The 25,409-nt window shown below is 71.8% G+C and carries 25 protein-coding genes; 14 read left to right on the forward strand and 11 right to left on the reverse strand.

The features are described 5' to 3' along the window. Together GLX30_RS22225 and GLX30_RS22230 are read left to right on the forward strand one after the other, a co-directional pair. A complete protein-coding gene (locus tag GLX30_RS22225; RefSeq protein ID WP_159691673.1) occupies window positions 1-969 on the forward strand; it encodes an ATP-binding cassette domain-containing protein in 969 nt (322 codons plus the stop codon). Between the two features lie 13 nt (window positions 970-982). Then, a complete protein-coding gene (locus tag GLX30_RS22230) occupies window positions 983-1,690 on the forward strand; it encodes a DUF1707 domain-containing protein (protein ID WP_159691675.1) in 708 nt (235 codons plus the stop codon). A gap of 148 nt (window positions 1,691-1,838) precedes the next feature. On the opposite strand, the gene GLX30_RS22235 is transcribed toward GLX30_RS22230, so the two are convergent. Next, window positions 1,839-2,948, reverse strand: coding sequence for an SGNH/GDSL hydrolase family protein (locus GLX30_RS22235; RefSeq protein WP_244258250.1), 1,110 nt, complete (start codon window positions 2,946-2,948; stop codon window positions 1,839-1,841). A 246-nt stretch (window positions 2,949-3,194) separates the two neighbouring features. On the opposite strand from GLX30_RS22235, the gene GLX30_RS22240 reads away from it, so the two are divergent. After that, window positions 3,195-4,613, forward strand: coding sequence for a DUF445 domain-containing protein (locus GLX30_RS22240; protein ID WP_244258251.1), 1,419 nt, complete (start codon window positions 3,195-3,197; stop codon window positions 4,611-4,613). A 168-nt stretch (window positions 4,614-4,781) separates the two neighbouring features. On the opposite strand, the gene GLX30_RS22245 is transcribed toward GLX30_RS22240, so the two are convergent. Both GLX30_RS22245 and GLX30_RS22250 read right to left on the reverse strand, forming a co-directional pair. Beyond that, entirely contained in the window at window positions 4,782-5,084 is a 303-nt protein-coding gene (locus tag GLX30_RS22245; RefSeq protein WP_159691679.1) for a hypothetical protein, read from the reverse strand. Window positions 5,085-5,230: 146 nt separating this feature from the next. Continuing rightward, a complete protein-coding gene (locus GLX30_RS22250; protein ID WP_159691681.1) occupies window positions 5,231-6,169 on the reverse strand; it encodes a CHRD domain-containing protein in 939 nt (312 codons plus the stop codon). A gap of 180 nt (window positions 6,170-6,349) precedes the next feature. On the opposite strand from GLX30_RS22250, the gene GLX30_RS22255 reads away from it, so the two are divergent. Continuing rightward, window positions 6,350-6,958, forward strand: coding sequence for a hypothetical protein (locus GLX30_RS22255; protein ID WP_159691683.1), 609 nt, complete (start codon window positions 6,350-6,352; stop codon window positions 6,956-6,958). 64 nt (window positions 6,959-7,022) lie between these two features. Here GLX30_RS22255 and GLX30_RS36230 read toward each other — a convergent pair whose 3' ends face one another. Further along, window positions 7,023-8,318 carry an alpha/beta hydrolase gene (locus tag GLX30_RS36230; protein WP_347879782.1) on the reverse strand — a complete coding sequence of 432 codons (1,296 nt, stop codon included), beginning with the start codon at window positions 8,316-8,318 and terminating at the stop codon, window positions 7,023-7,025. Window positions 8,319-8,389: 71 nt separating this feature from the next. Further along, a complete protein-coding gene (locus tag GLX30_RS22270) occupies window positions 8,390-9,700 on the reverse strand; it encodes a damage-control phosphatase ARMT1 family protein (protein ID WP_244258252.1) in 1,311 nt (436 codons plus the stop codon). A 342-nt stretch (window positions 9,701-10,042) separates the two neighbouring features. Between GLX30_RS22270 and GLX30_RS22275 the strand changes: the two genes are divergently transcribed. The 3 genes from GLX30_RS22275 (at window position 10,043) to GLX30_RS22285 (ending at window position 13,662) form a co-directional block, all read left to right on the forward strand. Further along, window positions 10,043-10,510, forward strand: coding sequence for a GNAT family N-acetyltransferase (locus GLX30_RS22275; RefSeq protein WP_159691685.1), 468 nt, complete (start codon window positions 10,043-10,045; stop codon window positions 10,508-10,510). A 168-nt stretch (window positions 10,511-10,678) separates the two neighbouring features. Then, window positions 10,679-11,878, forward strand: a complete 1,200-nt coding sequence (locus GLX30_RS22280; RefSeq protein WP_159691687.1) for an AAA family ATPase — start codon at window positions 10,679-10,681, stop codon at window positions 11,876-11,878. A 152-nt stretch (window positions 11,879-12,030) separates the two neighbouring features. Further along, window positions 12,031-13,662 (forward strand): VWA domain-containing protein, encoded by a 1,632-nt coding sequence (locus GLX30_RS22285; RefSeq protein ID WP_159695175.1) that lies wholly within the window; start codon window positions 12,031-12,033, stop codon window positions 13,660-13,662. Window positions 13,663-13,683: 21 nt separating this feature from the next. On the opposite strand, the gene GLX30_RS22290 is transcribed toward GLX30_RS22285, so the two are convergent. Then, window positions 13,684-14,445, reverse strand: a complete 762-nt coding sequence (locus tag GLX30_RS22290) for an HNH endonuclease (protein WP_159691689.1) — start codon at window positions 14,443-14,445, stop codon at window positions 13,684-13,686. Window positions 14,446-14,563: 118 nt separating this feature from the next. Between GLX30_RS22290 and GLX30_RS22295 the strand changes: the two genes are divergently transcribed. The 3 genes from GLX30_RS22295 (at window position 14,564) to GLX30_RS22305 (ending at window position 17,298) form a co-directional block, all read left to right on the forward strand. Then, entirely contained in the window at window positions 14,564-15,022 is a 459-nt protein-coding gene (locus GLX30_RS22295) for a very short patch repair endonuclease (RefSeq protein ID WP_244258253.1), read from the forward strand. Window positions 15,023-15,181: 159 nt separating this feature from the next. Next, the gene (locus tag GLX30_RS22300; protein ID WP_208545459.1) at window positions 15,182-15,424 is read left to right on the forward strand and encodes a hypothetical protein; all 243 of its coding nucleotides are present in this window, start codon (window positions 15,182-15,184) and stop codon (window positions 15,422-15,424) included. Between the two features lie 227 nt (window positions 15,425-15,651). Beyond that, window positions 15,652-17,298, forward strand: coding sequence for a phosphodiester glycosidase family protein (locus GLX30_RS22305; RefSeq protein WP_159691691.1), 1,647 nt, complete (start codon window positions 15,652-15,654; stop codon window positions 17,296-17,298). A gap of 279 nt (window positions 17,299-17,577) precedes the next feature. Here GLX30_RS22305 and GLX30_RS22310 read toward each other — a convergent pair whose 3' ends face one another. After that, complete coding sequence (locus tag GLX30_RS22310) at window positions 17,578-18,597, reverse strand: SEC-C domain-containing protein (protein WP_159691693.1); 1,020 nt, start codon at window positions 18,595-18,597, stop codon at window positions 17,578-17,580. 249 nt (window positions 18,598-18,846) lie between these two features. On the opposite strand from GLX30_RS22310, the gene GLX30_RS22315 reads away from it, so the two are divergent. Next, a complete protein-coding gene (locus tag GLX30_RS22315) occupies window positions 18,847-19,566 on the forward strand; it encodes a class E sortase (protein ID WP_159695177.1) in 720 nt (239 codons plus the stop codon). A gap of 66 nt (window positions 19,567-19,632) precedes the next feature. Here GLX30_RS22315 and GLX30_RS22320 read toward each other — a convergent pair whose 3' ends face one another. Next, window positions 19,633-20,724, reverse strand: coding sequence for a substrate-binding domain-containing protein (locus GLX30_RS22320; protein ID WP_159691695.1), 1,092 nt, complete (start codon window positions 20,722-20,724; stop codon window positions 19,633-19,635). A gap of 303 nt (window positions 20,725-21,027) precedes the next feature. On the opposite strand from GLX30_RS22320, the gene GLX30_RS22325 reads away from it, so the two are divergent. Continuing rightward, window positions 21,028-21,345: a DUF6412 domain-containing protein gene (locus GLX30_RS22325; protein ID WP_159691698.1), complete on the forward strand. Its 318-nt coding sequence runs from the start codon at window positions 21,028-21,030 to the stop codon at window positions 21,343-21,345. Between the two features lie 91 nt (window positions 21,346-21,436). Further along, complete coding sequence (locus GLX30_RS22330; RefSeq protein WP_159691700.1) at window positions 21,437-22,165, forward strand: YidC/Oxa1 family membrane protein insertase; 729 nt, start codon at window positions 21,437-21,439, stop codon at window positions 22,163-22,165. Between the two features lie 28 nt (window positions 22,166-22,193). On the opposite strand, the gene GLX30_RS22335 is transcribed toward GLX30_RS22330, so the two are convergent. Beyond that, on the reverse strand, window positions 22,194-22,529 hold the full coding sequence (locus tag GLX30_RS22335) for a YnfA family protein (protein WP_159691702.1): 336 nt from the start codon (window positions 22,527-22,529) through the stop codon (window positions 22,194-22,196). A gap of 306 nt (window positions 22,530-22,835) precedes the next feature. On the opposite strand from GLX30_RS22335, the gene GLX30_RS22340 reads away from it, so the two are divergent. Then, window positions 22,836-23,693: a fumarylacetoacetate hydrolase family protein gene (locus tag GLX30_RS22340; protein WP_159691704.1), complete on the forward strand. Its 858-nt coding sequence runs from the start codon at window positions 22,836-22,838 to the stop codon at window positions 23,691-23,693. 111 nt (window positions 23,694-23,804) lie between these two features. On the opposite strand, the gene GLX30_RS22345 is transcribed toward GLX30_RS22340, so the two are convergent. Next, entirely contained in the window at window positions 23,805-24,293 is a 489-nt protein-coding gene (locus GLX30_RS22345; RefSeq protein WP_208545460.1) for a heme-degrading domain-containing protein, read from the reverse strand. Next, window positions 24,290-25,381, reverse strand: coding sequence for a Gfo/Idh/MocA family oxidoreductase (locus GLX30_RS22350; RefSeq protein ID WP_159691706.1), 1,092 nt, complete (start codon window positions 25,379-25,381; stop codon window positions 24,290-24,292). Before GLX30_RS22350 ends, GLX30_RS22345 begins: the two co-directional genes overlap by 4 nt. Between the last annotated feature and the right edge of the window lie 28 nt (window positions 25,382-25,409).

Below are 25,409 nucleotides of genomic sequence, written 5' to 3' on the forward strand. Positions count from 1 at the left end.
GTGGATTTCATCGAACTCGACGGCGTCGAGAAGGTCTTCGACGTCCGGCGCAAGGTCGGGCGGCTGCGCCGGGAGAAGTACCAGGTGCGGGCGGTGGACGGAATCAGCTTCACGGTCCCGCGCGGCGAGATGGTCGGCTACATCGGCCCGAACGGCGCCGGCAAGTCCACCACGATCAAGATGCTCACCGGCATCCTCACGCCCAGCGGCGGCCGGCTCCGGGTCGCGGGCATCGACCCGTCGCGGGAACGGACACGGCTGGCGCAGCGGATCGGCGTGGTGTTCGGCCAGCGGACGACGCTGTGGTGGGACCTGCCGCTTCGCGACTCGTACCGCCTCATGCACCGCATGTACCGCATCCCCGACGCCACCTTCCGGGAGAACCTGGACCGCTGCGTCGAACTGCTGGACCTGGCAGAGCTGTTGGACGTGCCGGTGCGTCAGCTCTCACTGGGGCAGCGGATGCGGGGCGACATCGCCGCGGCGCTGCTGCACGACCCTGAAGTGCTGTACCTGGACGAGCCGACCATCGGCCTCGACGTGATCTCCAAGGCAAAGGTGCGGGGGTTCCTGCGGGACCTGAACGCGGAACGCGGCACGACGGTCCTGCTCACCACACACGATCTGACCGACATCGAGCAGCTGTGCAAGCGGGTCATGGTCATCGACCACGGGCGGCTCATGTACGACGGGCCCCTGGCCGGGCTGCACGAGGTGGGCGAGAGCGAGCGCACCCTGGTCGTGGACCTGGAGCGGGAACTGCCGCCGATCGAGATCGGGTCGGCGCGGACGCTGAAGGTCGAGGGGCCGCGGCAGTGGCTGGCCTTCCCCGCCTCCGTCTCCGCGGCGCCGCTGGTCGCGGCGCTGGCCGAACGGTACCCGCTGGTGGACCTGTCGGTGCGGGAGCCGGACATCGAAGCGGTGATCGCGAAGATGTACGCGGAACGTTCTGCCGGGCCGCTCGCTTGACTAGGCTGACGGTATGACGAGCGAACTCCCTGAGATGCGTGCCTCCGATGCCGAGAGGGAGCGGGTCGCCGAGCGGCTGCGGGACGCCGTGGCCGAGGGCCGCCTCGACATGGAGGAGTTCGACCAGCGCCTGGACGCCGCCTACCGTGCGCGTACGCACGGTGACCTGGAGCCGCTGGTACGGGACCTCCCGGCGCCGGGCACGACGTCCGGCGCGGCGTCCACCACGACACCGGCACGCGCCTCCTGGGCAGGGCGGGTCGGCGGCCCCGCGACGTCGAGCGGCGCGTTCTCGTTCTGGGGCGGCTTCTCGCGCCGGGGGACATGGACGGTCGGCCGCAGGTTCACGGCGTTCACGCTGATGGGCGGCGGCGAGCTGGACCTGCGGGAGGCCCGGTTCGAGGACCGCGAGACCGTGATCGACTGCGTCGCGATCATGGGCGGCGTCCAGGTCGTCGTCCCGCCCGGCCTGAACGTGGAGGTCAGGGGCATCGGCCTGATGGGCGGCTTCGACGAGCACGGCAGCGTGGAGGCGGACCCCGACCCGGGCGCGCCCCGCGTGATCATCAGAGGACTGGCCCTGATGGGCGGCGTGGGCGTGGAACGCAAGCTCACCAGGGCGGAGAAGCAGCGTCTCAAGGCGGAGCGGGCGGATCGGGAGCGCGAGCGGAAGCTCGGCAAGGGGGGCGACGGGCGGAAGGAACTGGGCGGCGGGCTGTGACGCCGCCGAGGGCGTGGCCGCTGCGCGGGGCCGTTTCCCCATCCCGGCCCTTCCCGTAACCGGGGGATCTGCCCCCGGACCCCCGCGCCTCGATCGCCGGCGGGGCCTTCAGTTGCCGGGCACACAGCGCCCACTGCCCGGCGTTCCGCTACAGCGTTGCCAGATCGACCGCGCGCCCCATCCGGGCAAAGCCCGCGTCGCTCGGATGCAGGTGGTCCCCCGAGTCGTACATCGGCCGCAGTCTCCGCGGCGCGTACGGATCGCGCAGCGCCCGGTCGAAGTCGACGACCGCGTCGAAGATGCCGCCCCTGCGGATCGCCGTGTTGATCTTCAGGCGTTCGGCGTCGGCCGCGGCCGTGCAGCGCGGGTGTCCGCCACAGGGTGCCAGCGTGGAGCCGATCACGCGCCATCCTCGGGCGTGGGCGCGGTCCGCCAGCTCGGTCAGGCCCGCGGTCACGTCGACGGCGGTCGGGGCATGGGGTGCGCGCAGGACGTCGTTGATGCCGATGGCGACGATCACGGTACGGGCGCCGGACCGGGCCAGGACGTCGCGGTCGAAGCGGTCCAGGGTGCTGGGGCCGCGCCCGTACTCGAGGAGCCGGTTGCCGCTGATGCCCTGGTTGAGGACGCCGTAGCGGCCGCCGAGCCGGTCGGCGAGGACGTCGGGCCAGCGGTTGTCGTGGTCGGGGGTCGCCGTGACGCCGTCGGTGATCGAGTCGCCGACGGCGACGATCGCGCCGCGCGCCTGGGCGGTCAGCACGTCGACGGCGGTGATGTGGTGCCAGGAGCGGACCTGCGTCGTGAACGCGTCGCCGCTCTCGTCCTGCGCCAGGTCGCCGTCCGCCAGGTAGGACGTCTGGACGGCGTGCGGGTGGGTGGTGACCGGGCCGCCGGGCGCCGGGGTGTGGACGGAGATCAGCAGGTCGCCGTCGTAGGGGATCCGCAGCACGACGGGGTCGCTGACGATCTGCCCGCCCGGGCCGACAGTCGCCTCCCGCGCCCCGCCGAAGGTGATCCGGCGCAGGGTGCCGGCCACGGCGGCGGCCCCGTCGCCGGCGCGCACCGCGAGGGACGCGCCGGTGATCAGCAGCGGCTGTGTGCCGTAGACGTTGGAGAAGGTGACGCGGGCCGCGGTGCCGCCGATGCTGGTGTGCACGACGTTCCGCACGGAACGGCCCGCGCGGCCGCTGGGCCCGCCGACGGCCGAGGTGGCCGGCGCGGCGGAGACGGGGCTCGCGGACCAGGTGCCGATCCACACCGGCGTCGCGGACGGGGCGTACGGACCTCGGGTCCCTGCTTGACCGTGCCGACACCGAGGTAGATACCGCCACATATGAGGGCGATCGTGGCCATGAGGGCAGCGAGGTTCACATACCCCTGACGCTTGTTCATGGACACATCATCCGGCATGGCACGGGAACTCGATGTGCCGCCCGGGAGTACCTGATGTAGGGACGAGTGGTAGGGACATTGCGTGCGGACGCAGCACGGACGGGTGGAGCGGATGGAACGTACAGAACCGGATGAGCCGGGCGGTCCCGACCGGGCCGTGCGGGGCGGAGCCGTGGGAGGCGGCGCAACGCCCGGAGGTGGTCCGGACGACGGTGCCGCAGGGCCCGGCCGGCCCAAGGCCGGGGTCGCGGCGTCGACGGCGCTGCCCGCCTTCGCGTACACGGAGGCCGACGAGGAGAAGCGGCGCGGTGTGCGGCGGATGAAGACGACCGCGACCGGTCTGCTGCTGGGCGTCGCGCTCGTCTTCGTCCTCGCCACCTGGGCGAAGAACGAGGGCCTCGGCGGCTGGGCCGGTTACGTCGCGGCCGCGGCGGAGGCCGGCATGGTCGGCGCGCTGGCCGACTGGTTCGCCGTCACGGCCCTGTTCCGCCACCCCCTCGGTATCCCGATCCCGCACACCGCGATCATCCCGAACAAGAAGGACCAGCTCGGCGCCTCGCTCGGCTCGTTCGTCGGCGAGAACTTCCTCTCCGCCGACGTCGTGCGCGTACGGCTCCGGGCCGTCGGCATCGGCAGCCGGCTCGGCGCGTGGCTCGCCCAGCCCGCCCACGCCGACCGGGTCACCGCCGAGCTGTCCACCGCCCTGCGCGGCGCGCTGACCGTGCTGCGCGACTCCGACGTGCAGGCGGTCGTCGGCGAGGCGATCACCCGCCGCGCGGAGGCCGTCGAGATCGCGCCCGGCATAGGGAAGACGCTCCAGAAGGTCGTCGCCGACGGCGCGCACCACCGTGCCGTCGACCTGGTCTGCACCCGGGCCCACGACTGGCTGGTCTTCCACTCCGACTCGGTGATGGACGCGGTCGAGGGCGGGGCCCCGGGCTGGACGCCGCGCTTCGTGGACAAGAAGATCGGCGAGCGCGTCTACAAGGAGCTGCTGCGCTTCGTCACCGAGATGCGCGACATGCCCGGCCATCCCGCACGCGGCGCGATCGACCGGTTCCTCGGGGACTTCGCCGCCGACCTCCAGTCGGACACGGACACCCGCGCCCGCGTCGAGCGCATGAAGTCCGAGCTGCTGGCACGCTCCGAGGTCCAGGACGTGATCGCGTCGGTCTGGTCCTCCGTACGCGCGATGATCATCTCGGCGGCCGAGGACGACCGCAGCGAGCTGCGTCTGCGGGCCCGCGCGTCGCTGCTGTCGCTGGGCTCGCGCCTGGCGACGGACAGCCGGCTCCAGGCGAAGGTGGACGGCTGGGTGGAGGATGCCGCGGTGTACGTGGTGACCACGTACCGCGGCGAGATCACGTCGCTCATCTCGGACACCGTCGCCGGCTGGGACGCGGAGCACACCTCCCGGAAGATCGAGGCGCACATCGGCCGCGACCTGCAGTTCATCCGCATCAACGGCACGGTGGTCGGCGCGCTGGCCGGCCTGCTCATCTACACCGTGGCGCATGCGCTGGGCGCGTGACCGGTCCCTGCCCGACGGTCACGCGCCCAACGCCTCTTGGGGAGGTACGGATGAATACGTGCGGGGTGCGGCCGGCGTTCAGCCCGGGCCGCACCTTTTCGGGACCCCGTCCCGTCACCTGCGCCAAAGCCCGTGCGGGACGCCGCCCGGGCTCGTCCCCGCGCCGGGTCAGCCGCTGCGCCGGGTGACCGTCCACGAGGCCAGCGCCACTCCGGCGGCCACCGTGAACACGGCGGGCCATGCGCCGACCCTCTTGGCGAGCGGGTGCGACCCGGCGAACGCGGCGACGTACGCGGCGCTCAGCCCGGCCGCCGCCTTCGGCCCGGCGTCCTGATGCCACTGCCGGGCGGCCACGGCCCCCGCCGCGGCGAGGGCGACGCCGCCGAGGGGCCGCTTCCTGGTCCAGCGGGCGACTCCGTACCCGCCGACGAGTCCGCCTGCCGCCACCGCCGCTGCGGGAACCCTGGCCATTGCTGCCGCCTCTCGCGCTTTCGCCTGTCGTCGTACCGACGTGCGGCCTGTGTCTCCGGGTGTCGTCGGGAAGCCGTGCCGCCGTGCCGTCGTTTGGTTGTTCGGTCGTTCGGTCGTGACGTTCCAGAGCCTGGAACGTCCTCGTCCTAGTGGAAGAGCTGGCCCCGGACCGCACCGTCGGGGAACTCCTCCGTGTGGATGTTGGAGTAGAAGCCCCACGGATTGTCACGGATCTCCTTGACCACCCCGGCGTCCTGGTCGTGCAGCCGGCCGGAGACGGCGAACAGGCCCTCCGGTATCGGCTTGTCGAAGAAGCCCAGCACCACGTCGCCGTTCTTGCCGAAGTCGCCCTTGTGGATGTGGGCGGCGGCGGGCGCCTTGATGTCCGCCCAGGCGAGCGAGAAGTCGACGGTCGTTCCCTTGGGGTGCAGGAACGTCACCGCTTTCCCGTCCCGGTCGTTGACCTTCGTCGCGTCGTTGTTGGCGACCTCTTGGGCACCGTTGGCCAGGGCGCGCAGCTTGCCGCCCTTGATGATGTGGAGCGGGTTGATGTTCTCGTGGAGCTGCCTCAGCTGGCCGCGCACGGCTCCGCCGGGGAACTCCTCGCTGTGCAGGTTCATGTAGAACCCGGAGGGGTGCTCGATCAGGCTCTTGGCGAGCGCGGCGTCGGTGAGGGTCGTGTGGCCCGCCGCCGAGTGCAGCGACTCGGGCATCGCGGTGCCGAACAGTGGCACCTTCACGTCGCCGTTCTGCCCTGCGGCGCCCTCGTGGATGTGGCCCTGGCTCGGTACGAAGCCCTGCCACTGCATCGCGAAGACCACCCGGTCGCCCTTCACCTGCATCAGGGCGACCGCCTTCCCGTCGGTGTCGTTCACGGCTGCCCCGCTCGCGTCGGGCACCTCGTGTGCTCCGGTCATGACGACGGCGAAGGTGACGGCTTTGCCGTGGCTGGGTTTGGTGAACGTGGCAGCGGTGTGCGTGCTGCTTCGCTCCCCTCCGTGGCTGTCGTGCGCGACGGCTGGGACGACACCGGCCACGGCCAGCACGAGGGCGGCGGCCGGCACGGCGAGAGTGCGCTTGTGCATTGCGGATGAACCTCTCATTCTGGGCCGACCGGTCGTGGTCGGTCGGGGTCTTGTACGCGTTGCCCGGGCGGCCCGTTCAATTGAGAAATTCGCTGAATCCGATTGAACAGCAGGTCAGTTGAGGCCGTACCACCCGCCGTACGCACAGCTGTCCACACCCGGAAGCCGAGGGACACGACCATGCGCAGGACCCGGAACCCTGGCCGCACCAAGGCCCTGATCGCAGCCCCGCTGATGGCGTTGGCGCTGCTCACCGCGACCGCGTGCGAGGACTCCGGCGGCTCGGGCTCGTCGTACGGGGCCGCCGGGCAGCCGGCGGACCAGCCGCAGGCCGAGTCCCCGGCGGGAACCCCGGCGGAGGCACCGGAAGGGGAGCAGCCCGCCGCCGACGGGTCCGCGGACGCGGCACCGCCGAAGCAGCAACCCGCCCCCTCCATCTCGATCAGGACCGCGGAGTCGGACCTCGGCACGATCCTCGTCGACGACCAGGGCCGCACGCTGTACGGGTTCACCAAGGACAAGCCGGGCCAGGCCAACTGTGATTCCGACTGCATCGCCGTCTGGCCGGCGTTGATCTCCGCCAAGGACGTGACGGCCGGCGAGGGCACGGACGCTTCGTTGCTGAAGGAGATCAAGCTCGGCGCGGGCGCGGAGCAGGCGGTGTACGGCGATTGGCCGCTGTACTACTACGTCGGCGATGTGACCGCCGGCGATGTGAACGGCCAGGGGCTGGACGGCGAGTGGTTCGTGGTCGCGGCGGACGGCAAGCTCATCAAGTCGGAGGCGTGACGGCCGGGTCCTTTGCCCCGGCCCGTTGCCCTCCACCCGTTGCCCCCGACCCCTTGCCCCTGGCCTACGGCAGCCGGGCCAGGAACTCCCGTACGGCCGTGGCGAAGTCCGCCGGAGCCGTGTCGTGGACGGTGTGACCGGTGGGGAGTGACACGAGCCGGGTGTGCTTGCGGCGGGAGGTCATGGCTGCCGCCTGCTCCGCGCCGAGCACATCGCTGTGCGTGCCGTGGACGAGCAGTGTGGGGCAGTCGCTCGCCAGCCAGTCGTCCCAGTGGTCGCCCCGGACCTGTCCGTGCGAGGTGACCATGTCCTGCGGGTTGAAGGCGAGGCCCCAGCCGTCCGGGTGCTCCCGTATCGCGTCCGCCAGGTAGCGGACGGAGTCCCCGAGCGCCTCGACCAGGGCCGCGCGTGTCGGCGCCCGGCGCGGCCAGGACAGGCAGAACGACAGCTCGTCCGCCACGACCGCGCCTACGTCCTCGATGACGAGCGCGCGCACCAGATGCGGGTGGCGGGCAGCGAGCTGGTACGCGTTGACCCCGCCGAGCGAGTGCCCGAGCACCACGACCCCGTCCAGCCCGAGGTGTTCGAGGAGCGCCGCCGCGTCCCCCAGGTAGCCGTCCCGGTCGTACCCGGGTGTGCGGTCCGACCGGCCGTGGCCGCGCTGGTCCAGGGCGATGACCCGCCAGTCGGGGGCGAGCGCGGCGGCGAGCGCGGTGAACGTACGGCCTTCGCAGAAGTGGCCGTGCAGGGCGAGCAGCGGCCGGCCCGGCCCGCCGAAGTCCAGGTACGACAGCCGGTGCCCGCCGGCGTCGAACGCCCGGCGTTCGGGCTCGCGGGCGTCGATGGTCCGGGGGTCCGGCCCGCCGTGGGCGGTCCGGGGGTCCGGCCCGCCGTGGGCGACCGGTCGGCGGTCCGGCTCACTCGTCCCGGGTGCCGCGCGCTCCGGCTTGTCCACCGACGGCTCCGGGAGGAGACCGGGCAGCCGCGCGGCGACCCGGTCGCGCAGCAACTCGTACTCCTCCCACCGCCGCCGTGTCCGCCCCGCGGGCCGCTGGACGGTCCGACCGGCCGTGACCGTCTGACCCAGGCGGAACTGCTCGCGTGTGAGGTCCACCGCGAAGCCGCCGGGCAGCCGGTTCCACCAGTGGAAGCCCTGCGGTTCACCCGCCAGGTGGACCTCGCCGACCACGAGCTCCCCTCCGAGCAGGTCGTGCACGACGAGGGCCGTTATGTCGCAGTGCCCCCACGCCGGGTTGTCGGCGCTCCACCGTGCGCGCTCCTGGTCGTCGGGGGAGCAGGTGTCGGCCGCCCAGGAGGCGCGAAGCGCGTTCTCGATGCCCGTCAGGGTGTGCGGTGTCATGCGATGCAGGATGCCGCAGGGCACTGACAATGCCCGGGGGAGGTGGTCGGTTGCCGAGCCATCGCTGACACTCAGCGGGACCGGGCGTCCACCTGCACCAACGCATGGGTGCCGCTGGTGCGCCACGCCTCCCCGCTCGCCTCGAGCGCGGCCAGGACGTCGCGGTCCAGGCCGGTGATCACGTCCGACTTCAGGGTGCGCAGCGCCGCGACCGGGCCCGGCCAGTACGCGGTCCGCTCCGGGAAGGGTGTGGTCGGGGGCCACAGTTGGTCACCGACGAGGCGGCGGTAGTTCAGGTCGCCCTTGAGGACGGTCACGGTGGCGGCCGTGAACTGCTCCCGGAGATCGTCGGGCATCGCGCTGTAGGGGAACGGGGCGCAGAAGAACTCGTGCGCGCGGATCGTCAGCCGCCCGGCGGCCGTCGCGGCCCACAGGCGTCGGCCGATCTCCGCGGCGTAACCGGCCGCGGGCGCATGGGCGAGCCGGCGCAGGCTGTCGATGACGTCCGACATGGTCGCGTCGGAGATGTAGTACGGGTGCGGCTTCACATGAAGGACCACTTCCGCGGCGCGCTCCGAGTGGAGCAGGTGGTCGATGAGGACGAGGTCGGGGATGAGCTCCCGGCCCGCGTTGTCCGCGACGAGGTGGACCGTCGCCGCGCCACCGGTCGGCAGGAGGGCCCACAGCCCCGCACTCTCGTCGGCGACCAGCCCCGAGTCCCGGCCGGCGGCCGTCGACTCGTGGGCGCCGCCGGAGTCGATACGGAAGCCGAGATCGGCGCGGTTGCCCCACAGGGACCCCAGGAGCAGCGCCGACGCCTGGACGTCCGCGGGCCGCCCGGACAGTTCGTCGAGGGCGGCGAGCTCCTCGTCCACCAGCTTGCCGGCCAGTTCGGCGGCCTTGAAAGGGCCGAAGGGATCGATGCCCTGCCAGGGGCCGGGAGTGAAGTGGCCGAGGGCGCCGAGGAGTTTGCGGTAGAAGTAGCTCTCGGCCCACAGGAACGGCACGTCGAACCAGGACCGGCCGAAGTACCCCTGCCCCCACGCGGCCCACCGCTCACGGTCGTGCGCGTCGGCGCCGAGCGGCTCGATCACGCCTTCGGTGGCCTCGGCGAGCAGAGCGTCGAGGGCGGCGTGCTGCGCCGGCCCGAGGGGGAACGCGTCGCGCACCTGCTGGATGAGCACGGGGTGGCGTTCGGCCAGAACGGCCCAGGGGAACGAGCCGGGTTCGCTGCTCACGATCACCGGGCTGAGGGGCGACGTGGAGGTGTCACGTGCGCCGGGAGGGCTGAGGGGCGACGTAGGGGTGTCACGTGCGTCGGGTGTGTCGGGCACCTCGGGGGTGGTGGGTGTGCCGGCTGCGTCGTTCTCGTTCGCGGGCATCAGGTCTCACGTACTCCTCGGTCGTCTCGGCACGGCCGGGACCGGTGCGGGCGGACCGCCGTGGGCACGTCCGGACGGCAGGCCCGTGTCGCCCCGCGCGGCCGGCACCTCGCCGTACCGCGTCCCGGTATTGCGTCCGGTATTGCGTCCCGGCACGGGCCGACCGTACCGGCCGGGTGCACGGACACCACGCTCAGCGCACGGCCCCGCGGCCGGAGTGTCAGCCACGGCCGGCAGTCCTGGCGCGTGCGGATCGACGGATCGGCGTCCGTCCTTCGTCGGGCTCCTGCGTCCGTCAGCCCTGCAGACGGGGGACGGCACGCGCCGTGCCAGACTTCCCTGATGGAGATCAGGGCGGCACAGAAGGACGACTTCGAAGGCTACTTGGGCCTGGCGGCACAGGTGGAGGACTGGTTCGGCCCGATGGTCGACGACCCCGGCTTCCAACAGGCGGTGACCGAGCACATCGGCCGGTCGACCGCGCTCGTCGCCACCACCGGCGGTCCCGACCTGCTCGGCGGTCTCCTGTTCGGCCCGAGCCACCCGACGCATCACGTCCACTGGCTCGTGGTCTCGTCACAGGCTCGGGGCCGAGGTGTCGGCAAGGCGCTGCTGGCGGATGCCATGAACCGGTTCGTACGGAGCGGCCCGGCCACGGTCGAGGTGGTCACCTTCGGCCCCGACCACCCCGGGGCCGTCACCAGCGGCGCCCGCGTCTTCTACGAACGCCTGGGATTCATCCCGGCCGAGGCCACGGAACCGGGTCCGGAGGGCGGCTCACGGCAGATCTACCGTATGACGGTCGCCTGACCTGCCGGCGCCGGCCTGTGCTTGTCGTCCTTGCTCCGGCGAAGGACCGCTTCTGGGAACAGACCGGCGTAACCGCTGTCATCCTCAGCTACGTGTCACGGCGTCGTCGCTTCCGGGTCGAGGATTGTCTCCTCAGAGCCAGAGGGCGTCGCAGGAAGGGAGTCAGCCATGGACGCACCGGACGCGCAGAACACGGCCGCGCGGCTGCGGGCGATCAGCGACGAGCTGTCGGACCGCTTCTACGAGCGGGCCGACGTGGTCCGCACGCTGGTGGTGACGCTGCTGGCCGGGCAGCACTCGTTGGTGCTCGGCCCGCCCGGGACGGCGAAGTCCGAGATGGCGCGGGAGCTCACGAGCAGGATCGACGGGGCGGCCTACTGGGAGATCCTCCTGTCGAAGTTCACCGCGCCGACGAGGATGTTCGGCCCCGTCGACGTCGCCGCGCTGGCCCGGGGCGAGTACCGCCAGGTCTACGACGGCCGCGCCACGACCGCGCACGTCGCGTTCATCGACGAGATCTTCAAGTGCTCCACGGCGGCGCTGAACGAGACGCTGGGCTACCTCAACGAGCGGATCTACCACCCCGAGAGCGGCGGCGAGCCGATCCGCTGCCCCTTGATCGGGGCCATCACAGCGAGCAACGAACTGCCCGGCGGAGAGGACACGGCCGCGATCTACGACCGGCTGCTGGTGCGGATCGAGGTCGGCTACCTGGCAGACCCCTCGAACTTCGCCGCACTGGTCCGCTCCGCCGTCAGCCGCCCGGCCGCGCCCACACGGACCACGGTCGAGCTGGCCGCGCTCCAGCACGCCGTGACCGAAGCCGTCCCGGCCGTGGACGTTCCGGACCTGATCGTGGACGCGGTGTGCACGCTGCGGGCCGCCCTGCGCCGCAAGGAGCTCGTCGCCTCCGACCGCCGCTGGCGGCAGGCGGTGCGCCTGCTCCAGGCGTCCGCGTACCTCGACGGCCGATCGGCGGTCGCCGAGACCAACCTGTCGGTGCTGACCCATGCGCTGTGGGACTCTCCCGCCGAACGCCCGACCGTCGAACGCGAGGTGCTGCAACTGGTCAACCCCGACGCCAAGGAGGCGCTCGACCTGGCCGACACCATCGAGGAACTGGAGGCCCAGCTCGACGCCATGGCCGGGCAGTCCCGCGAGGCGCTGAGCGAGTGGGTCATCAAGAAGGCCCACAACAAGCTCGCCATGGCGGGGAAGCGGCTGGAGAAGCTGCGTGAGGAGGCAGCGGGCGCCGGCCGCTCCACCGCCGCGATCGACCGGGTCACCGGCCGCCAGCGCGCCCTGCGCGCCCGCGTTCTCACCGAGGCCCTCGGCGTGGACGCGAGCATGGTGCAGGCCCAGCTCTGAACACCGGGAACAGGACCATGGAAGAGCCGGCGGGCCGGATGGGCGAGACACGGAGCGGGTCGGGAGAGGTACCGGGCAGGTCGGGCGAATCGCCGGGCAGGCAGGGCGAATCGCCGGGCGAGCCGGCGAGCGAGCTGGGTCGGACAGCGAGCATGCCGGGCGAGGCACGGGTCGAGCTGGGCAAGCTGGGCGAGCTGACGAGCCTGGCCGGGAAGTGGCTGGGCCTGTCCGCCGCCGCTCCCGAGCGGCACACGGCGGCGGTGGTCGCGGACCGGTTCGACCGGATCGCCTGGCGCGACACCTACGAGCAGTCGGCCGGACTGCGCGAGCTGGCCGAAGAGCTCGACTCACGTGACGACCACACCACCGACCTCCTGACCGACGCGTTCCTGGCCGCCTACAAGGTTGCCCCGCGGCTGCGCGAGCCCGCGGAGATGGACCCGTCCAGGCTGGTCAACCACCAGGTCGTCACCTCGCTCATGGAGTCACCCGAGCTCGCCGAGCTGCGCCGGGAGACGGTCGGCGACCCCTACGCCGCCGCCATGGCCGTACTCGCCCAGGCCGCCGCGCTGCGCCGGATGCTGGAACACTCACGGGACGCCCAGGAACTGGCCGAGCAGTCGAAGCAGGCCCAGCAGGACTACGAAAGCGCGGCGACCGCCGTGGGTGAGGCGCTCCAGCAGGCCGCCGACGAGGCCGACGAGGACGGCACCGTGCCGGCCCCGGTCGCTGTCGCCGTACAACAGGCGATCGACGCTGCCCAGGCCGCAGAGACCGCGGCACGGCGGGCCGCCCAAGCCACCGCGCAGGCCGTCGCCGCGGCGAAGCCCGGTATCAGTGCGGCAGCGCGGACCGCGGTGGCGAAGGCTGCCGAGGCCGTGCGGCAGGAGGCCGCGCTGATGCGGGCATGGGGCGTGGGCCCCGGCGAACTGGAGCGCATGCCGTTCGACCAGCGCGCCCGACTCGCCGAGCGGCTGCGCACGGGCCGTCTCGCCCAGTGGGCCGAACTGATCGGCCGCTTCCGGCAGATGGCCGTCGGCGAACGCGCCCGCAAGGTGGAGAACACCGCCGGTGAACTGGTCGGCGTCACACTTGGCAACGACCTCTCCCGCGTCATCCCCTCCGAGCTGGCCAACCTCGGCCTGCCTGAGCTGCGTGCGGTGTTCGCCGCGCGCTACGCCGCCGGGGAACTGATGCTCTACGACTGCCAGGGAGAGCAGAGCACCGGCCGGGGCGCGATTGTCGCGTGCGTGGACACCTCGCACTCCATGTACGTGGAGGGCCCCGGCGGAGTCACCCGCGAGGCGTGGGCCAAGGCGTGCGCCCTCGCTTTGCTGGACCAGGCCCGCCATGCGGGGCGCGACTTCGTAGGCATCCTGTTCTCCTCCGCCGACAAGATCCAGGTCTTCCGCTTCCCTGCCGACCGGCCCGCCGACGTCTACGGGGTCCTCGACTTCGCGGAGACCTTCCTCGGCGGCGGCACCAGCTACCAGACGCCGCTGTCAGCGGCGAGTGACCTGCTGGGTGAGGAGTTCGACGACGCGGCCCGCACGCGCGGCGACATCGTGATGATCACCGACGACGAATGCGGCGTCACCGAGGAATGGATGCGCGGCTGGAACGACGCCAAGCACCTCTTGGGCTTCCGGGTCTTCGGCCTGGCCATCGGCGCCCCGGGCGCCGCCGAAGCCGGTTCTGTCCTGGAGGCGCTGTGCGACAACCTCCGCGCCATCGAGGACTTGACAGACGTCCACTCGGCGGCGGATCTGTTCCGGGTGATCTGAACCGGCCTCGTCGACCTCTCTCTAGGGCACAGGAGAACGAGCCGATGGCTGCGACAGGCGCGCGATCTCCGTCATCAGCGCAGCAGGCGTACGCCAAGACGTTCCCCCAAAGCTGGTGTGGCACATGCGGTGGCAGTTGGCGCACAGAAGTGCCAAGTCACCGATGCGCGTCTCGCGGGGGCCCGAAATATGCAGAGGGAGAGTGTGATGAATTTCGATGTAGCCCTCGCCGAGTCGACCGTACTGTAGACCGAAATTGAAACGGCACACCTCGCACTCAAGCGGGCGTCCCCGCCGCAGCACGTCATCGATTTTCCGCCGCCGCAACTTGGTGCTCCTCTCGCGCGAGAGCGCCCAGCGGGCGAGCAGCCTGCCTTCGAGGGCCGTCAATCCGTCGTCGGCCACCTCGTCGGGCTGGGGTGCAATGAGTGCCAGCTCACCAGAGCTGATCCCCTCCTCCACAGCACGGGCGGCGATGAGCATCTCCTCTTCGTGCTCGATGAACGCCCGGACAACTGCGTGATCCATGGATCCGCCCTTGGTCGCCTTGCCTCGGTAGGCGGGGTGGTTTGTCGCCAGATCGGTTGTCTTGCGGCTCACGCTGCCGACCGACCGGTAAGAGGGCAGTTCCGCGGCCACGCCCTCGTGGAGCGGCAGCGATCGGAGCAGCTCAGAAAGCTCCAGCACAGCCGCGTCTCCCGTGCGGAGCTCGCGCCAGCCGTTCTTCACGACCAGCGCGCAGGCCAGCATCAGCTCATCCCAGGTCCAAGCAGGGCTACGCATAGGCAATATCGTATAAGCGTTCGCCTGCGCTTAGGTGTGTTGTCCCGGGAGCGCTGCACAGATATGAGGTCTCGATCGTCGTGGGGTCTGTCACCCCGCATGCGCCATCCTTGACGGCGTGACCCGTCCAACCGTCGTTCCCTCCTCCACCGGCGTCTCGGCCCGCATGAGCCGGCAGGCGAGGAAGGACACCGACCCCGAGATGGCCGTGCGGCGCCTGTTGTACGCCGCCGGCCTGCGGTATCGCCTGCAACGACGTGTGCCCGGGCTGGCTAGAAGGACCATCGACATCGCCTTTCCCGGGCTCCGTGTCGCGGTGTTCATGGACGGCTGCTTCTGGCACGGCTGCCCGCAGCACGCGACGAGCCCGAAGGCGAACGCCTCGTGGTGGCGGGAGAAGCTGGACAAGAACATCGCCCGTGACATCGAGACCACCAAGCACCTCGAGGACGCGGGCTGGGTCGTCCTGCGCTTCTGGGAGCACGAGACGCCCGCCCAGGTGGCGGATCGGATCGCCGAGGAGATCGACCGTGCACGGGGTGGGCGCCGGCCGCATCCCCGGACGCTGGGCCGCTGATCCGACGGCCGTGGCACCACAGGAGCCCGGGTGGGCGTCTTCGGTCGGGAGCAACCGGATGCCTGGCGCCCGCGAGGAGCCACCGGTCGTTGCGGAGCATGAAGGGCCCTACCGGACAGCGAGTTGAGCCGACAAGCCGTCGACGTAGGCACCGGACGCATGCATGTAGTTGCCGTCACGGCGGGTTCCGGGTCCGCGCAGCCGTTCCGGCTCTCGTCCCCGTACCGGTGGGACGACGCCAGTGACGCCGACACCGTCATCGTGCTCGTGGTCGCCGCCGAGAAGGCGCCTCACCCGCGTGCGCTGCGGTGGTTGAAGGACGCGGAGGCCGCGGGCAAGCGGATCACATCCACCTGCACGTGGGCCTTCGTGCTTGCCCGGGCCGGTTTGCGTAACCCCTGAGCCCCGGCCGCCCCTTGGGCCCGCCGGCCGCATCGGCCCCACCGCACGGTGCGGACGGCGAGCCGGCGCGCGGTGCTGAACGCGGGCGGTCCGCCCGCTCCGCAGCCGTCCGCATTCATCTGCAGGAACGAGTGCCTTCAACCGAGCAGCTGCGGGAGTTGTGCCCCGGGACATCTGGCGGTAATTGACTGTCCTCGCCGTACAGTTCCGACGATTGAAGGACGATCATGCAGCGAAAGTCCCTCTCCATCCTGGCAGCGGCTGCGGCAGTTGTGGGCGCGGCCGTGGTCGTTCCAACCGCGGAGGCCTCGCCGCCGCGGGCCTCCGGCTCCGCCGGGGCAGCCGCCGCGGCACCGGCGTCCTTCGCGGCGCCGACGGTGGTCTCCGGCGCCCGTTCCGCGACGCCGTCACTGCTTCTCGGCGCCGCGTCCGGGACCACGACCGTGAGACGAGGCGTGACGCTGACCTCCATGTCTCTGGGGAAGCGGGACGCCGGCGACCACTGGACCGTGCACGTGTATCTGCCGGCGACCGTCGACGGACCGCTCAAGAGCGCGGGTACGGCGCTGGGTTCGAGGGTGATCGCCGACCGCGTCGCCGACGCGGTACGGGAGAAGGGCTTCGCTCCGCGAGTGGAGCGGGTCGTGATCCCCGCCTACGCCGACCGGCCCGCCGGGACGCTGGGATGGACCGTGCGGGTCGGACGGTACGCGGCCGAGGCGGACGCGGCGGCCGTGCTGAGCCGGGTCAGGGCGGCCGGGTTCGCGGGCGGCACCCGTTACACCGCGCAGGACGGCAACGACATCGGCGCACCGCAGAAGGTGCACGTACTGCGCGTGGACTTCCGCACGTTCGACGGAACCGTGGGCACCGACTTCGGACCGGCGCTGAACGGTACGGAGAAGCTGACCGACCTCATGGCCGCGACCGGCGCGATAGCCGGCGTCAACGGCCAGTGGTTCTACAACAACGCCCCCGGCGGTCTGTACGTCAAGGACGGCAAGCTGCTCGGCTCGGCGACCCAGGGCCGGGGCGGTGTGAAGATCACCCGTGGTGGCCGGTCGGTCGACGTGGACACCTTCACGGCGCATGTGACGCTGCGGACCGGTGGTGAGACGGTCGAGATCGACGGCGTCAACCGGGTGCCCGGCGACATCTGGAACTGCGGTGGTGTGGGCGGTGACCTGCCCACCGAGCGGCCGCAGCACGACGTGCGGTGCACCGACAGCAGCGAACTCGTGCGCTTCACCCCGGAGTTCGGCAGGACCCCGACCGGCGCCGGGGCCGAGGTGGTCCTCGACGGGACGGGCCGGGTGACCGCGGTGAACACCTCGCGCGGTGCGGCGGTGCCCGCGGGCGGGTCCACCGTACAGGCCATCGGGGACCGCGCCGGCTGGCTGCTCGAGCACGCCACCGTCGGCACGAGGCTGACGGTCACAGAACGGGTGGAGGACGGCCGGGGCCGCCGGGTCGCGCTCACCCCGGACACGACCATCCTCCAGGTCGGCCCGACCTTGGTGCGGGACGGGAGGGTCTCGGTCAACGCCGCGGCGGACGGGCTGATCCGCGAGGGCACGGACCAGACCTTCACCTACAACTGGACCGTGCGCAGCAACCCGCGGTCGATGATCGGTGTCGACGGGCAGGGCCGGATGATGCTCGTGGTCGTCGACGGCCGGCAGGCCGGATACAGCGAGGGGCTCGGCATCGCGCGGACCGCTGAGCTCATGAAGGCCCTCGGCGCGCGTGAGGCGATGAACCTCGACGGCGGGGGATCCAGCGTCATGGCGACCGCGGGCTCGGGAATCGTCAACCGGCCGTCTGACGCCGCCGGTCAGCGTTCGCTCGGCAACGTGCTGCTCGTACGCCCCTGACCCACCGGCCCCCTGACCCACCGACCCCCCGGACCCACCGACTGCCCGGCCCCCTGACCCACCGACCCCCCGGACCCGACGGGACGACGGGACGACGGGACCGGCCCCGGATCCGTAACCGGCCCCGCACCGGCCCCGTCACCGCACCGCGAGCGGGCCGTGCGCACCGACCACCCCGGTCGGTGCGCACGGCCCGCTCGTTTCGCCGCTCGCGGCTGCGCGCACGCGAGGACGCGACGCCGACGAGGCCGCGTGCCCTCGCGTCCGGCGAACCGCGGGCTACAGCTCCGGCACCCCGTGGCACTCCCCGTACGTCCGTCCCGACCCGCACCAGCAGGCCGCTCCCTTCGGCGGCGGCCAGGTCACCGCGCGGCCGCGGGCGGCCAGCGTGGTCGCGTACTGGGGGAGGAGGTCCGCGTTCGCGGGGGAGGACTGCTCGGAGGCGGCGAAGGCCTCGTACGAGGGGACCGTCGCCGTCACGATGCCCAGGTTCCGCGTGCCCGTCGCGGACAGGTCACGCAGGGAGGCCTCGATGTCCGTGAGGTGGGCCCGATGCGTCGGGTACTCGGACTCGAGCTGCGGATACGCCTCGAGGAGTTCGTCGAGCTCCGCCTCCGGCCAGTGGAGGACCGCGACCGGGAAGGGGCGGGACAGGGCCGAACGGTAGGAGCCCAGTTCGGAGCGGAGGCGGGCGATCTCGGCCTTCAGTTCGGCCGGGTTGTCGGAGCCGAGCGCCCACAGGCGCTTCGGGTCGTGGAGTTCGTCGAGGGAGACGTCGGGGGTGTGGCCCGAGTGGACCCGGTCGGCCAGGGAGTCCCACTCGTCGTGGGGGCGGCCCAGCAGGCGGCGGACGCGGTGGCGGCCGGAGAGGAGGGAGCGCGTCGCGTAAGGGACGTCGTCCTCGCCCTCGGTGAGGAGGATGGACAGCGCTGTCGAGAAGCACTCGTGGGAGGCCTCGAGCTCGTCGTGGTTCTCCAGCGTCTCGGCGACGATCTCCCACGGCGCGGCCTCCGTCGGCGCGGCGGAGCGGATGCCGTTGATCAGTGCGCGGGCCTCGGCCTCGTGACCGTACTCCCAGAGGTTGGCGGCCTGGAGGGCCTTGACGAGCAGCGGGTGCTCGGGGTGCTCGGACGCCAGGAGGCGGTCGTAGAGGGTGGAGGCACGGCCGCGTTCGCCGCCGAGTTCCAGGTGGGCTGCGGCCTGGAGGAGCAGCGGTTCCGCGTCCTCCGGATACTGCTCGGCGGTACGCAGCAGGCGCTCGGCTTCGGCAATGTGGTCAGCAGGCGTGTCGGGGCGCATGCAGCACACCGTACTGCTGTACGGGCCACGGCAGGGGGCCGACCCGATTCCATCCCGGAGGTACGGCCGCGACCGGACCCGGCGCCGGCCGTGCCCCGTGCCGAGCGGGCCGGAACGCTGGTGAGTTGAAGGCGTCGGCCCTACCCTGCGCCCGTGCGGAGGCGGTGGGAGCGGCGGCGGTCATGGCCCCGGGGCGCGTGTACGGGGACCCGGCAGCGGTCGCCGGTACGGGGGCGGCGGCAGGGGCGCCTGCGGCTCGCCCGTCTGCTGTGGGCCGCCGCGGAGGCGGCCGTCACCTGCGGCGTCGTCGTACTGCTCCTCGTGGTCCACCAGTTGTGGTGGAGCAACCGGCAGGCCGGACAGGGCGCGCAGCGGCAGGTCCAGGCACTGGAGCGACGCTGGGAGAGCGAGGCGCCGGATCCCCTGCCGGTGCCGGTGCCGGAAGAGACGGAGCAAGAACCCGGCGCCGCGGACGGCACCGGCACGGAGCCGGAGCCCGAGCCGGCCCGCCCCCGCCGGGACCAGGCGTACGCCGTGCTGCGCATACCCAGCCTCGGCGTCGTCGCGCCCGTCGCCGAAGGCGTCGCCAAGCGGGGCGTCCTCGACAAGGGGTACGTCGGGCACTACCCGCGGACCGCCCAGCCCGGCCGGGCCGGGAACTTCGCCGTCGCCGGGCACCGCAACACCCACGGCGAGCCCTTCCGCCGCATCGACCGGCTCCGCCCCGGCGACACGGTGGAGATCGAGACGCGCGAGGCGGTCTACGTGTACGCGGTGGACAAGGTGCTCACGAAGACCCTGCCCGGCGACACCGGGGTGATCGAGCCCGTTCCGCGGAGCGTGGTGCGCCCCGCCGCCGGGTACGGCGCGGCGGGGCACTACCTGACGATGACGACGTGCACGCCCGAGTTCAGCTCGAGGTACCGGCTGGTGGTGTGGGGGCGGCTGGCCGTGATGCGGCCGCGGTGACCACCGGTCCGGGTGGGCGGTAACGGCCACGGGCGCGTGGCGTACCGACACCCGGAGGCGGGGCGGCTACGAGAGGCCGAGCTCCGCGCAGGCGTCCGCGAACTGGGGTTCACAGATCTGCTCCACCGTGTAGAGGCCGTCGGCGACGACGGTCTCCTTGATGTTCTCCTTGGTCAGCGCGATGACCGGGATGCGCACGGTGGGGACGGACTTCTCCGTCGGGGTGTCGATGTCGGTGTGCGCGGCGGCTCCGAGGGACATGTTCCTGGCAAGCAGGATGGCCATCTCGGCGGCGGCGGCGGCCTCCGGTGCGTACTGCTTGTAGACCGTCATGTACTGATCACCGGCGACGATGCGCTGCACCGCCGCGAGTTCCGCGTCCTGCCCGGTGACCGGCGGGAGGTCGGACAGGCCGGCGGCCTTGAGCGCGGAGATGATGCCGCCCGCCATGCCGTCGTTGGCGGAGTAGACACCGACGATGGCGTCCTTGCCGAGGGTGGCGATCGCCGCGTCCATGTTGGCCTTGGCGTTCTCCGGCTTCCAGTCCTTGGTGTCGTACTCCAGGCCGACCTCCACCTTGCCGTCGAGCTCGGTGTGGGCGCCCTTCTTGAACATGGCGGCGTTCGGGTCCGTGAGGGCGCCGTTCATCATCACGACCTTCCCCGACCCGGCGTCGTCGCCGAGGGCCTGGAGCAGGGCCTTGCCCTGGATGTGGCCGACCTGTTCGTTGTCGAAGGAGACGTAGCCGTCGATCGGTCCCTCGGCGAGGCGGTCGAAGGCGACGACCGGGATTCCGGCTTCGTCGGCCTTCTCGATCGCGCCGGCGATCGCCTTGGAGTCCACCGCGTCGACGATCAGCACGTCGACCTCTTCCTCGACCATCGATTCGAGCTGCTGCGTCTGCAGATCGGCGTCGTGCTTGGCGTTGGCGTAGAGGACCTTGCCCTTGCTGTTGGTGAGCCGGGCTATGCGTTCCTCGATGACCGGCTTGTCGAACTGCTCGTAGCGAGCGGCCTGGTTCTCCGGAAGCAGCAGACCAACAACGATGTCATCGCTCAGCCTCACACCCGGCTCCTCGGTGGTCCCACAGCCGGAGAGCGGCACGACCATCGCGGCGGTGGCGGCTGCGACGGCGGCACGACGCAGAAGTGCGTTCATTGGTTGAATCCAACCTCCCTGACAGGCCGCATCATTTGCAGCCAAGGTGGCCGAAAGCCAACTCTGTGGGTCGAGAAGCGTCAAGACCTGCACGATTAACGTGACCGCAACGTGATTCTCAGTAATCAACCGTTCAAATAGCTGAGACCGACGCCCGCGGCGGGGCGTCCTCCGGGTGGGCGTCCCCGAAGACGCCCACAGGTGCTGTGAAACGGGAACTCCGGGAAGGAGTTGTTCGTCTTCCCGTGTGCGCGAGGCCGGTCGCGAATACGCTCCGGCCGTCACTGACAGAGGGAGGGGCGCATGGCCGGTCGTACGGCTCGGCTGCTGCGGCCCGCCGCGCTGCTGCTCCTGCTGCTGGTCGAGATCGTCCTCGTCGACGGCGGCAGCATCTCCGCCGCGCTCGCGCTCGCCGCGACCGCCACCGCCGCCGTCGGATCCGCCCTTCTTGTCTGTGCCGTCATCAGCGCGCGCTGCGCGCCCGTCGTGCCACGCACCCGAGTCCGGACCGCCCTGCGCGACCGCGAGCAACGAACCGCGTTCCTGCCGCAGCGGGATCCCGATGCCCGGGGGCGCAGGCGTCCCCGAGCGCCCGGTCGTCCCCTCCTGACGGCCCTGTAGGCATCACCACGCCACCACGCAGTCCCCGCGCGGGCCGTCATGCCGTCATGTCCTCGTTCCCGGCACGACGAGACCCCCGGAGGGCTCACCCATGTCCGTCTTCGCCACCCTGGTCGAGCAGCTCGCGAAGCTGCTCGAGCCGCTGTTCGCCGCGTCCGCCACCGCCGCCGCGATCATCGTCTGCACCGCGCTCGTACGCCTCGCCGTCCACCCTCTCTCCCGCGCGGCCGCCCGCGGCCAGAAGGCCCGCACCCGCCTCGCGCCGCAGCTCGCCGAACTGCGCACCAAGCACGGTAAGAACCCGGAGCGGCTTCAGAAGGCCACGATGGAGCTGTACGCGCGGGAGAAGGTGTCGCCGCTCTCCGGCTGCCTGCCGAGCCTGCTCCAGCTGCCGGCGTTCTTCCTGATGTACCACCTGTTCTCGAACACCGAGATCGGCGGGGAACCGAACGGTCTCCTCGGCCACGCGCTGTTCGACGCGCCACTCGGCGGCCGCTGGACGGACGCTCTCGCGGACGGCGGGGTGTTCGGCGGGGCCGGTCTCGTCTACGGCGCTCTCTTCCTGATCGTCGCGGTCGTCGCGACCTTCACCTACCGGCGTACCAAGCGGCAGATGGCCGCCGCGCCCATGACAGGCGAGCAGATGCCGGGCATGGGGGCGATGACAAGGATCATGCCGGTGCTGTCGTTCGCCACGCTCGCGACCGTCGCCGTCGTGCCGCTGGCCGCCGCGCTCTACGTCGTCACCTCCACCACCTGGACGGCGGTCGAGCGGGTGTTCCTCTACCGGGACACGCCCGTGCCGATGGCGCAGCTCTGAACGCTCGGCGCGGGCGGCCGCCGGCGAGTCAGTGCCCTCGCGGCGCGTACATGATGACGGCCATCCCGGCCAGGCAGATCAGCGCGCCGGCGACGTCGTAACGGTCGGGCCGGTAGCCGTCCGCGACCATGCCCCAGGCGAGGGAACCGGCGACGAAGACGCCGCCGTACGCGGCGAGGATGCGGCCGAAGTTCGCGTCGCTCTGGAACGTGGCGACCACGCCGTAGAGGCCGAGCGCGACCACGCCGCCGCCGATCCAGAGCAGGCCCCGGTGCTCGCGCAGGCCCTGCCAGACGAGCCAGGCCCCGCCGATCTCGAGGAAGGCCGCGGCGAGGAAGAGGGCGACCGAGCGTGCGACGGACATGGCACCGACCCTAGCCGGGCGGGCCGGTGACCCTGGCCGGGGGCGGGACAGGGCCTCGTCCGGCGGGCAGGCGGCGGGCAGGTGACTCCGCCGGGGCAGGGCGGAGACCCGGCGGTGCGCGCGGGGCTTCACCGGTCCGGACCCGCCGGCTCCTCCAGGACGCGGCCGCTACCCGTCGGTAAGGGTCCAGTGTGTGAACAGGGTCTTGCAGGGTGGTCGGATGTCTTGGAGGATCAGCCAATCCTCCGATCCTCCGATGGCCGCACCTATCGGGCCGGGTCCGTACTCGACCAGGGGAGACAGACCATGAAGTTGCTGCGTGTCGGCACGGCAGGCGCCGAGCGTCCCGCGCTGCTCGACCAGGACGGGACGCTGCGCGACCTGTCCGGTCTCGTCACGGACATCGACGGGGCGCTGCTGGCCGACGCCGCCGCCCTCGACCGGATCAGGACCGCGGCCCAGACCGGTGACCTGCCCGTACTCGACGCGGCCGGGCTCCGCGTCGGCCCGCCGGTGGGCCGGATCGGAAAGGTCGTGTGCATCGGGCTGAACTACCACGATCACGCCGCGGAGACCGGGGCCGAGCCTCCGGCGGAGCCGGTCGTCTTCTTCAAGGCCGCCGACACCGTCGTCGGACCGGACGACACCGTGCTCGTCCCGCGTGGCAGCCGCAAGACCGACTGGGAGGTCGAGCTCGCGGTGGTCATCGGACGTACGGCCCGCTACATCGAGCCGGACGAGGACCCGCTGTCGTACGTAGCCGGCTACGCCGTCGCCCATGACGTGTCGGAACGCGAGTTCCAGATCGAACGCGGCGGAACCTGGGACAAGGGCAAGAACTGCGAGACGTTCAACCCGCTGGGGCCCTGGCTCGTGACCGCGGACGAGGTGCCGGACCCGCAGGCCCTGGGGCTTCGGCTGTGGGTCAACGGCGAGCTCAAGCAGGACGGCACCACCGCCGACCAGATCTTCCCGGTCGCCGACGTCGTCCGGTACGTCAGCCGGTTCATGGCCCTGTACCCGGGCGACGTCATCAACACCGGCACGCCGGCGGGGGTCGCGCTCGGACAGCCCGAGCCGAAGCCGTTCCTGCGCGCCGGTGACGTGGTCGAGCTCGAGATCGACGGCCTCGGCCGCCAGCGCCAGGAGCTCAAGGACGCCTGAGCCCGCACGCTCAAGGACGCCTGAGTCCATACGCTCGAGGCGATGGACGTGCGGTGCGGCGGACGCGGCAGCAGACCGCGCCCGCCGCACCGCGCGCACCCGAAGGCGGTGTCACCTGGCGATGAAGCGCTCCAGCGCCTCGACCACCATCGCGTGGTCCTCCGCCTGCGGAAGACCCGAGACCGTCACGGAGCCGACGACACCGGTTCCGACGACCGTGATCGGGAACGAGCCGCCGTGCGCCGCGTACAGGTCCGGATCCAGCCGCGACGACTCCTCGAACGTGGTGCCCTTGGCGCGGTGGCGTGCTCCGACCAGGTACGAGCTCTCGCCGTACCGCTCCACCACCCGCCGCTTGCGGTCGATCCACGCGTCGTTGTCGGCGCTGGAGCCCGGCAGCGCGGCGTGGAACAGCTGCTGCGCGCCGCGGCGGATGTCGATGGCCACCGGAGCCTCGCGCAGGTGCCCCATCTCGACCAGCATGCTGCCGAGCGCCCACGCGTCCGAGTGGGTGAACCGGCGCAGCGTGAGCCGCCGTTCCTGTTGGACGATCTCGTCGACGGTGAGGTGGGGGACCGGCTTCATCGTGTCCGTGTTCATGCGGTGACCTCCACGGTGACGGTGATCCCTTCACGGGCGGAACGGCGGGCGGCCTCCAGTACCTCCAAGGCGGCCGCGGCCTCCTCCGCGGTGACCGGCGGAGCGGCCTTGTCGCGCACCGCGGCGGCGACCGCCGCGTAGTACGCGGGGTAGTCGCCCGGCACGGTCTCCACGGGAGCGCCCCCGCCCGTCAGCGGCGACTCTCCCGCACCGACCCGGCCCCACATCGACTCCGGCTCCACGCCCCACGGCTCGCCGTCGTCCGGGCGGCGGCCGGCGCGCAGAGCGTCCTCCTGCGGGTCCAAGCCGTACTTCACGTACCCGCCTGCGGAGCCCAGAACCCGGAATCGGGGGCCGAGCTGCGCGGTCGTGGCGCTGGCGTACAGATGCGAGTGGACGCCGTTAGCGTGCGTGATCGCGATGAACGTGTCGTCGTCGGCCTGCGCGCCGGGGCGGCGTACGTCGGACTCCGCGTACACCCGTACCGCCGGGCCGAAGAGGGTCAGCGCCTGGTCGACGACATGGCTGCCCAGGTCGTAGAGGAGGCCGCCGATCTCCTGCGGGTCGCCCGACTCGCGCCAGCCGCCCTTGAGCTGCGGGCGCCAGCGCTCGAAACGGGACTCGAAGCGCTGCACCTCGCCGAGCTCGCCGGCCTCGATGAGCTTCCGCAGGGTCAGGAAGTCGTTGTCCCAGCGGCGGTTCTGGAAAACGGAGAGCACGAGACCGCGATCGGCGGCCAGGGCGGCGAGCGCCCGTGCCTCGGCGGCCGTGCCGGCGATGGGCTTGTCGACGACGACCGCGGTACCCGCCTCGAGGGCGGCGCGGGCGAGCGGGACATGCGTCTTGTTCGGTGTGGCGACGACCATCAGGTCGAGCTCGTCGGCACGGGCCCACAGGCGGTCCGGCGATGCCTCGACGCGGACCCCGGGGAACGCGGCACGCGCCTGCTCCTGCCGCTCCGGGCTGGAGGTGACGACCGTGTCGAGGACGAGTCCCTCGGTGGCGGCGATCAGCGGGGCGTGGAAGACGGAACCCGCCAGGCCGTAGCCGATGAGTGCGACGCGGAGGGGAGAGCCGGTACCAGTCATGCCCTCCACTTAAGCAACGGTGTTGCCA

It is taken from the genome of Streptomyces sp. Tu 2975 (genome assembly GCF_009832925.1).
In the GTDB taxonomy this organism is placed as follows: Bacteria; Actinomycetota; Actinomycetes; order Streptomycetales; family Streptomycetaceae; genus Streptomyces.

What these genes read in the sequence shown, in the direction of transcription:
- GLX30_RS22230 (WP_159691675.1), top strand. Translation starts at nt 983, where the DNA reads ATGACGAGCGAACTCCCTGAGATGCGTGCCTCCGATGCCGAGAGGGAG.
- GLX30_RS22240 (WP_244258251.1), top strand. Translation starts at nt 3,195, where the DNA reads ATGGAACGTACAGAACCGGATGAGCCGGGCGGTCCCGACCGGGCCGTG.
- GLX30_RS22245 (WP_159691679.1), bottom strand. Translation starts at nt 5,084, where the DNA reads ATGGCCAGGGTTCCCGCAGCGGCGGTGGCGGCAGGCGGACTCGTCGGC.
- GLX30_RS22250 (WP_159691681.1), bottom strand. Translation starts at nt 6,169, where the DNA reads ATGCACAAGCGCACTCTCGCCGTGCCGGCCGCCGCCCTCGTGCTGGCC.
- GLX30_RS22255 (WP_159691683.1), top strand. Translation starts at nt 6,350, where the DNA reads ATGCGCAGGACCCGGAACCCTGGCCGCACCAAGGCCCTGATCGCAGCC.
- GLX30_RS36230 (WP_347879782.1), bottom strand. Translation starts at nt 8,318, where the DNA reads ATGACACCGCACACCCTGACGGGCATCGAGAACGCGCTTCGCGCCTCC.
- GLX30_RS22270 (WP_244258252.1), bottom strand. Translation starts at nt 9,700, where the DNA reads ATGCCCGCGAACGAGAACGACGCAGCCGGCACACCCACCACCCCCGAG.
- GLX30_RS22275 (WP_159691685.1), top strand. Translation starts at nt 10,043, where the DNA reads ATGGAGATCAGGGCGGCACAGAAGGACGACTTCGAAGGCTACTTGGGC.
- GLX30_RS22280 (WP_159691687.1), top strand. Translation starts at nt 10,679, where the DNA reads ATGGACGCACCGGACGCGCAGAACACGGCCGCGCGGCTGCGGGCGATC.
- GLX30_RS22285 (WP_159695175.1), top strand. Translation starts at nt 12,031, where the DNA reads ATGCCGGGCGAGGCACGGGTCGAGCTGGGCAAGCTGGGCGAGCTGACG.
- GLX30_RS22290 (WP_159691689.1), bottom strand. Translation starts at nt 14,445, where the DNA reads ATGCGTAGCCCTGCTTGGACCTGGGATGAGCTGATGCTGGCCTGCGCG.
- GLX30_RS22300 (WP_208545459.1), top strand. Translation starts at nt 15,182, where the DNA reads ATGCATGTAGTTGCCGTCACGGCGGGTTCCGGGTCCGCGCAGCCGTTC.
- GLX30_RS22305 (WP_159691691.1), top strand. Translation starts at nt 15,652, where the DNA reads ATGCAGCGAAAGTCCCTCTCCATCCTGGCAGCGGCTGCGGCAGTTGTG.
- GLX30_RS22310 (WP_159691693.1), bottom strand. Translation starts at nt 18,597, where the DNA reads ATGCGCCCCGACACGCCTGCTGACCACATTGCCGAAGCCGAGCGCCTG.
- GLX30_RS22320 (WP_159691695.1), bottom strand. Translation starts at nt 20,724, where the DNA reads ATGAACGCACTTCTGCGTCGTGCCGCCGTCGCAGCCGCCACCGCCGCG.
- GLX30_RS22325 (WP_159691698.1), top strand. Translation starts at nt 21,028, where the DNA reads ATGGCCGGTCGTACGGCTCGGCTGCTGCGGCCCGCCGCGCTGCTGCTC.
- GLX30_RS22330 (WP_159691700.1), top strand. Translation starts at nt 21,437, where the DNA reads ATGTCCGTCTTCGCCACCCTGGTCGAGCAGCTCGCGAAGCTGCTCGAG.
- GLX30_RS22335 (WP_159691702.1), bottom strand. Translation starts at nt 22,529, where the DNA reads ATGTCCGTCGCACGCTCGGTCGCCCTCTTCCTCGCCGCGGCCTTCCTC.
- GLX30_RS22340 (WP_159691704.1), top strand. Translation starts at nt 22,836, where the DNA reads ATGAAGTTGCTGCGTGTCGGCACGGCAGGCGCCGAGCGTCCCGCGCTG.
- GLX30_RS22345 (WP_208545460.1), bottom strand. Translation starts at nt 24,293, where the DNA reads ATGAACACGGACACGATGAAGCCGGTCCCCCACCTCACCGTCGACGAG.
- GLX30_RS22350 (WP_159691706.1), bottom strand. Translation starts at nt 25,381, where the DNA reads ATGACTGGTACCGGCTCTCCCCTCCGCGTCGCACTCATCGGCTACGGC.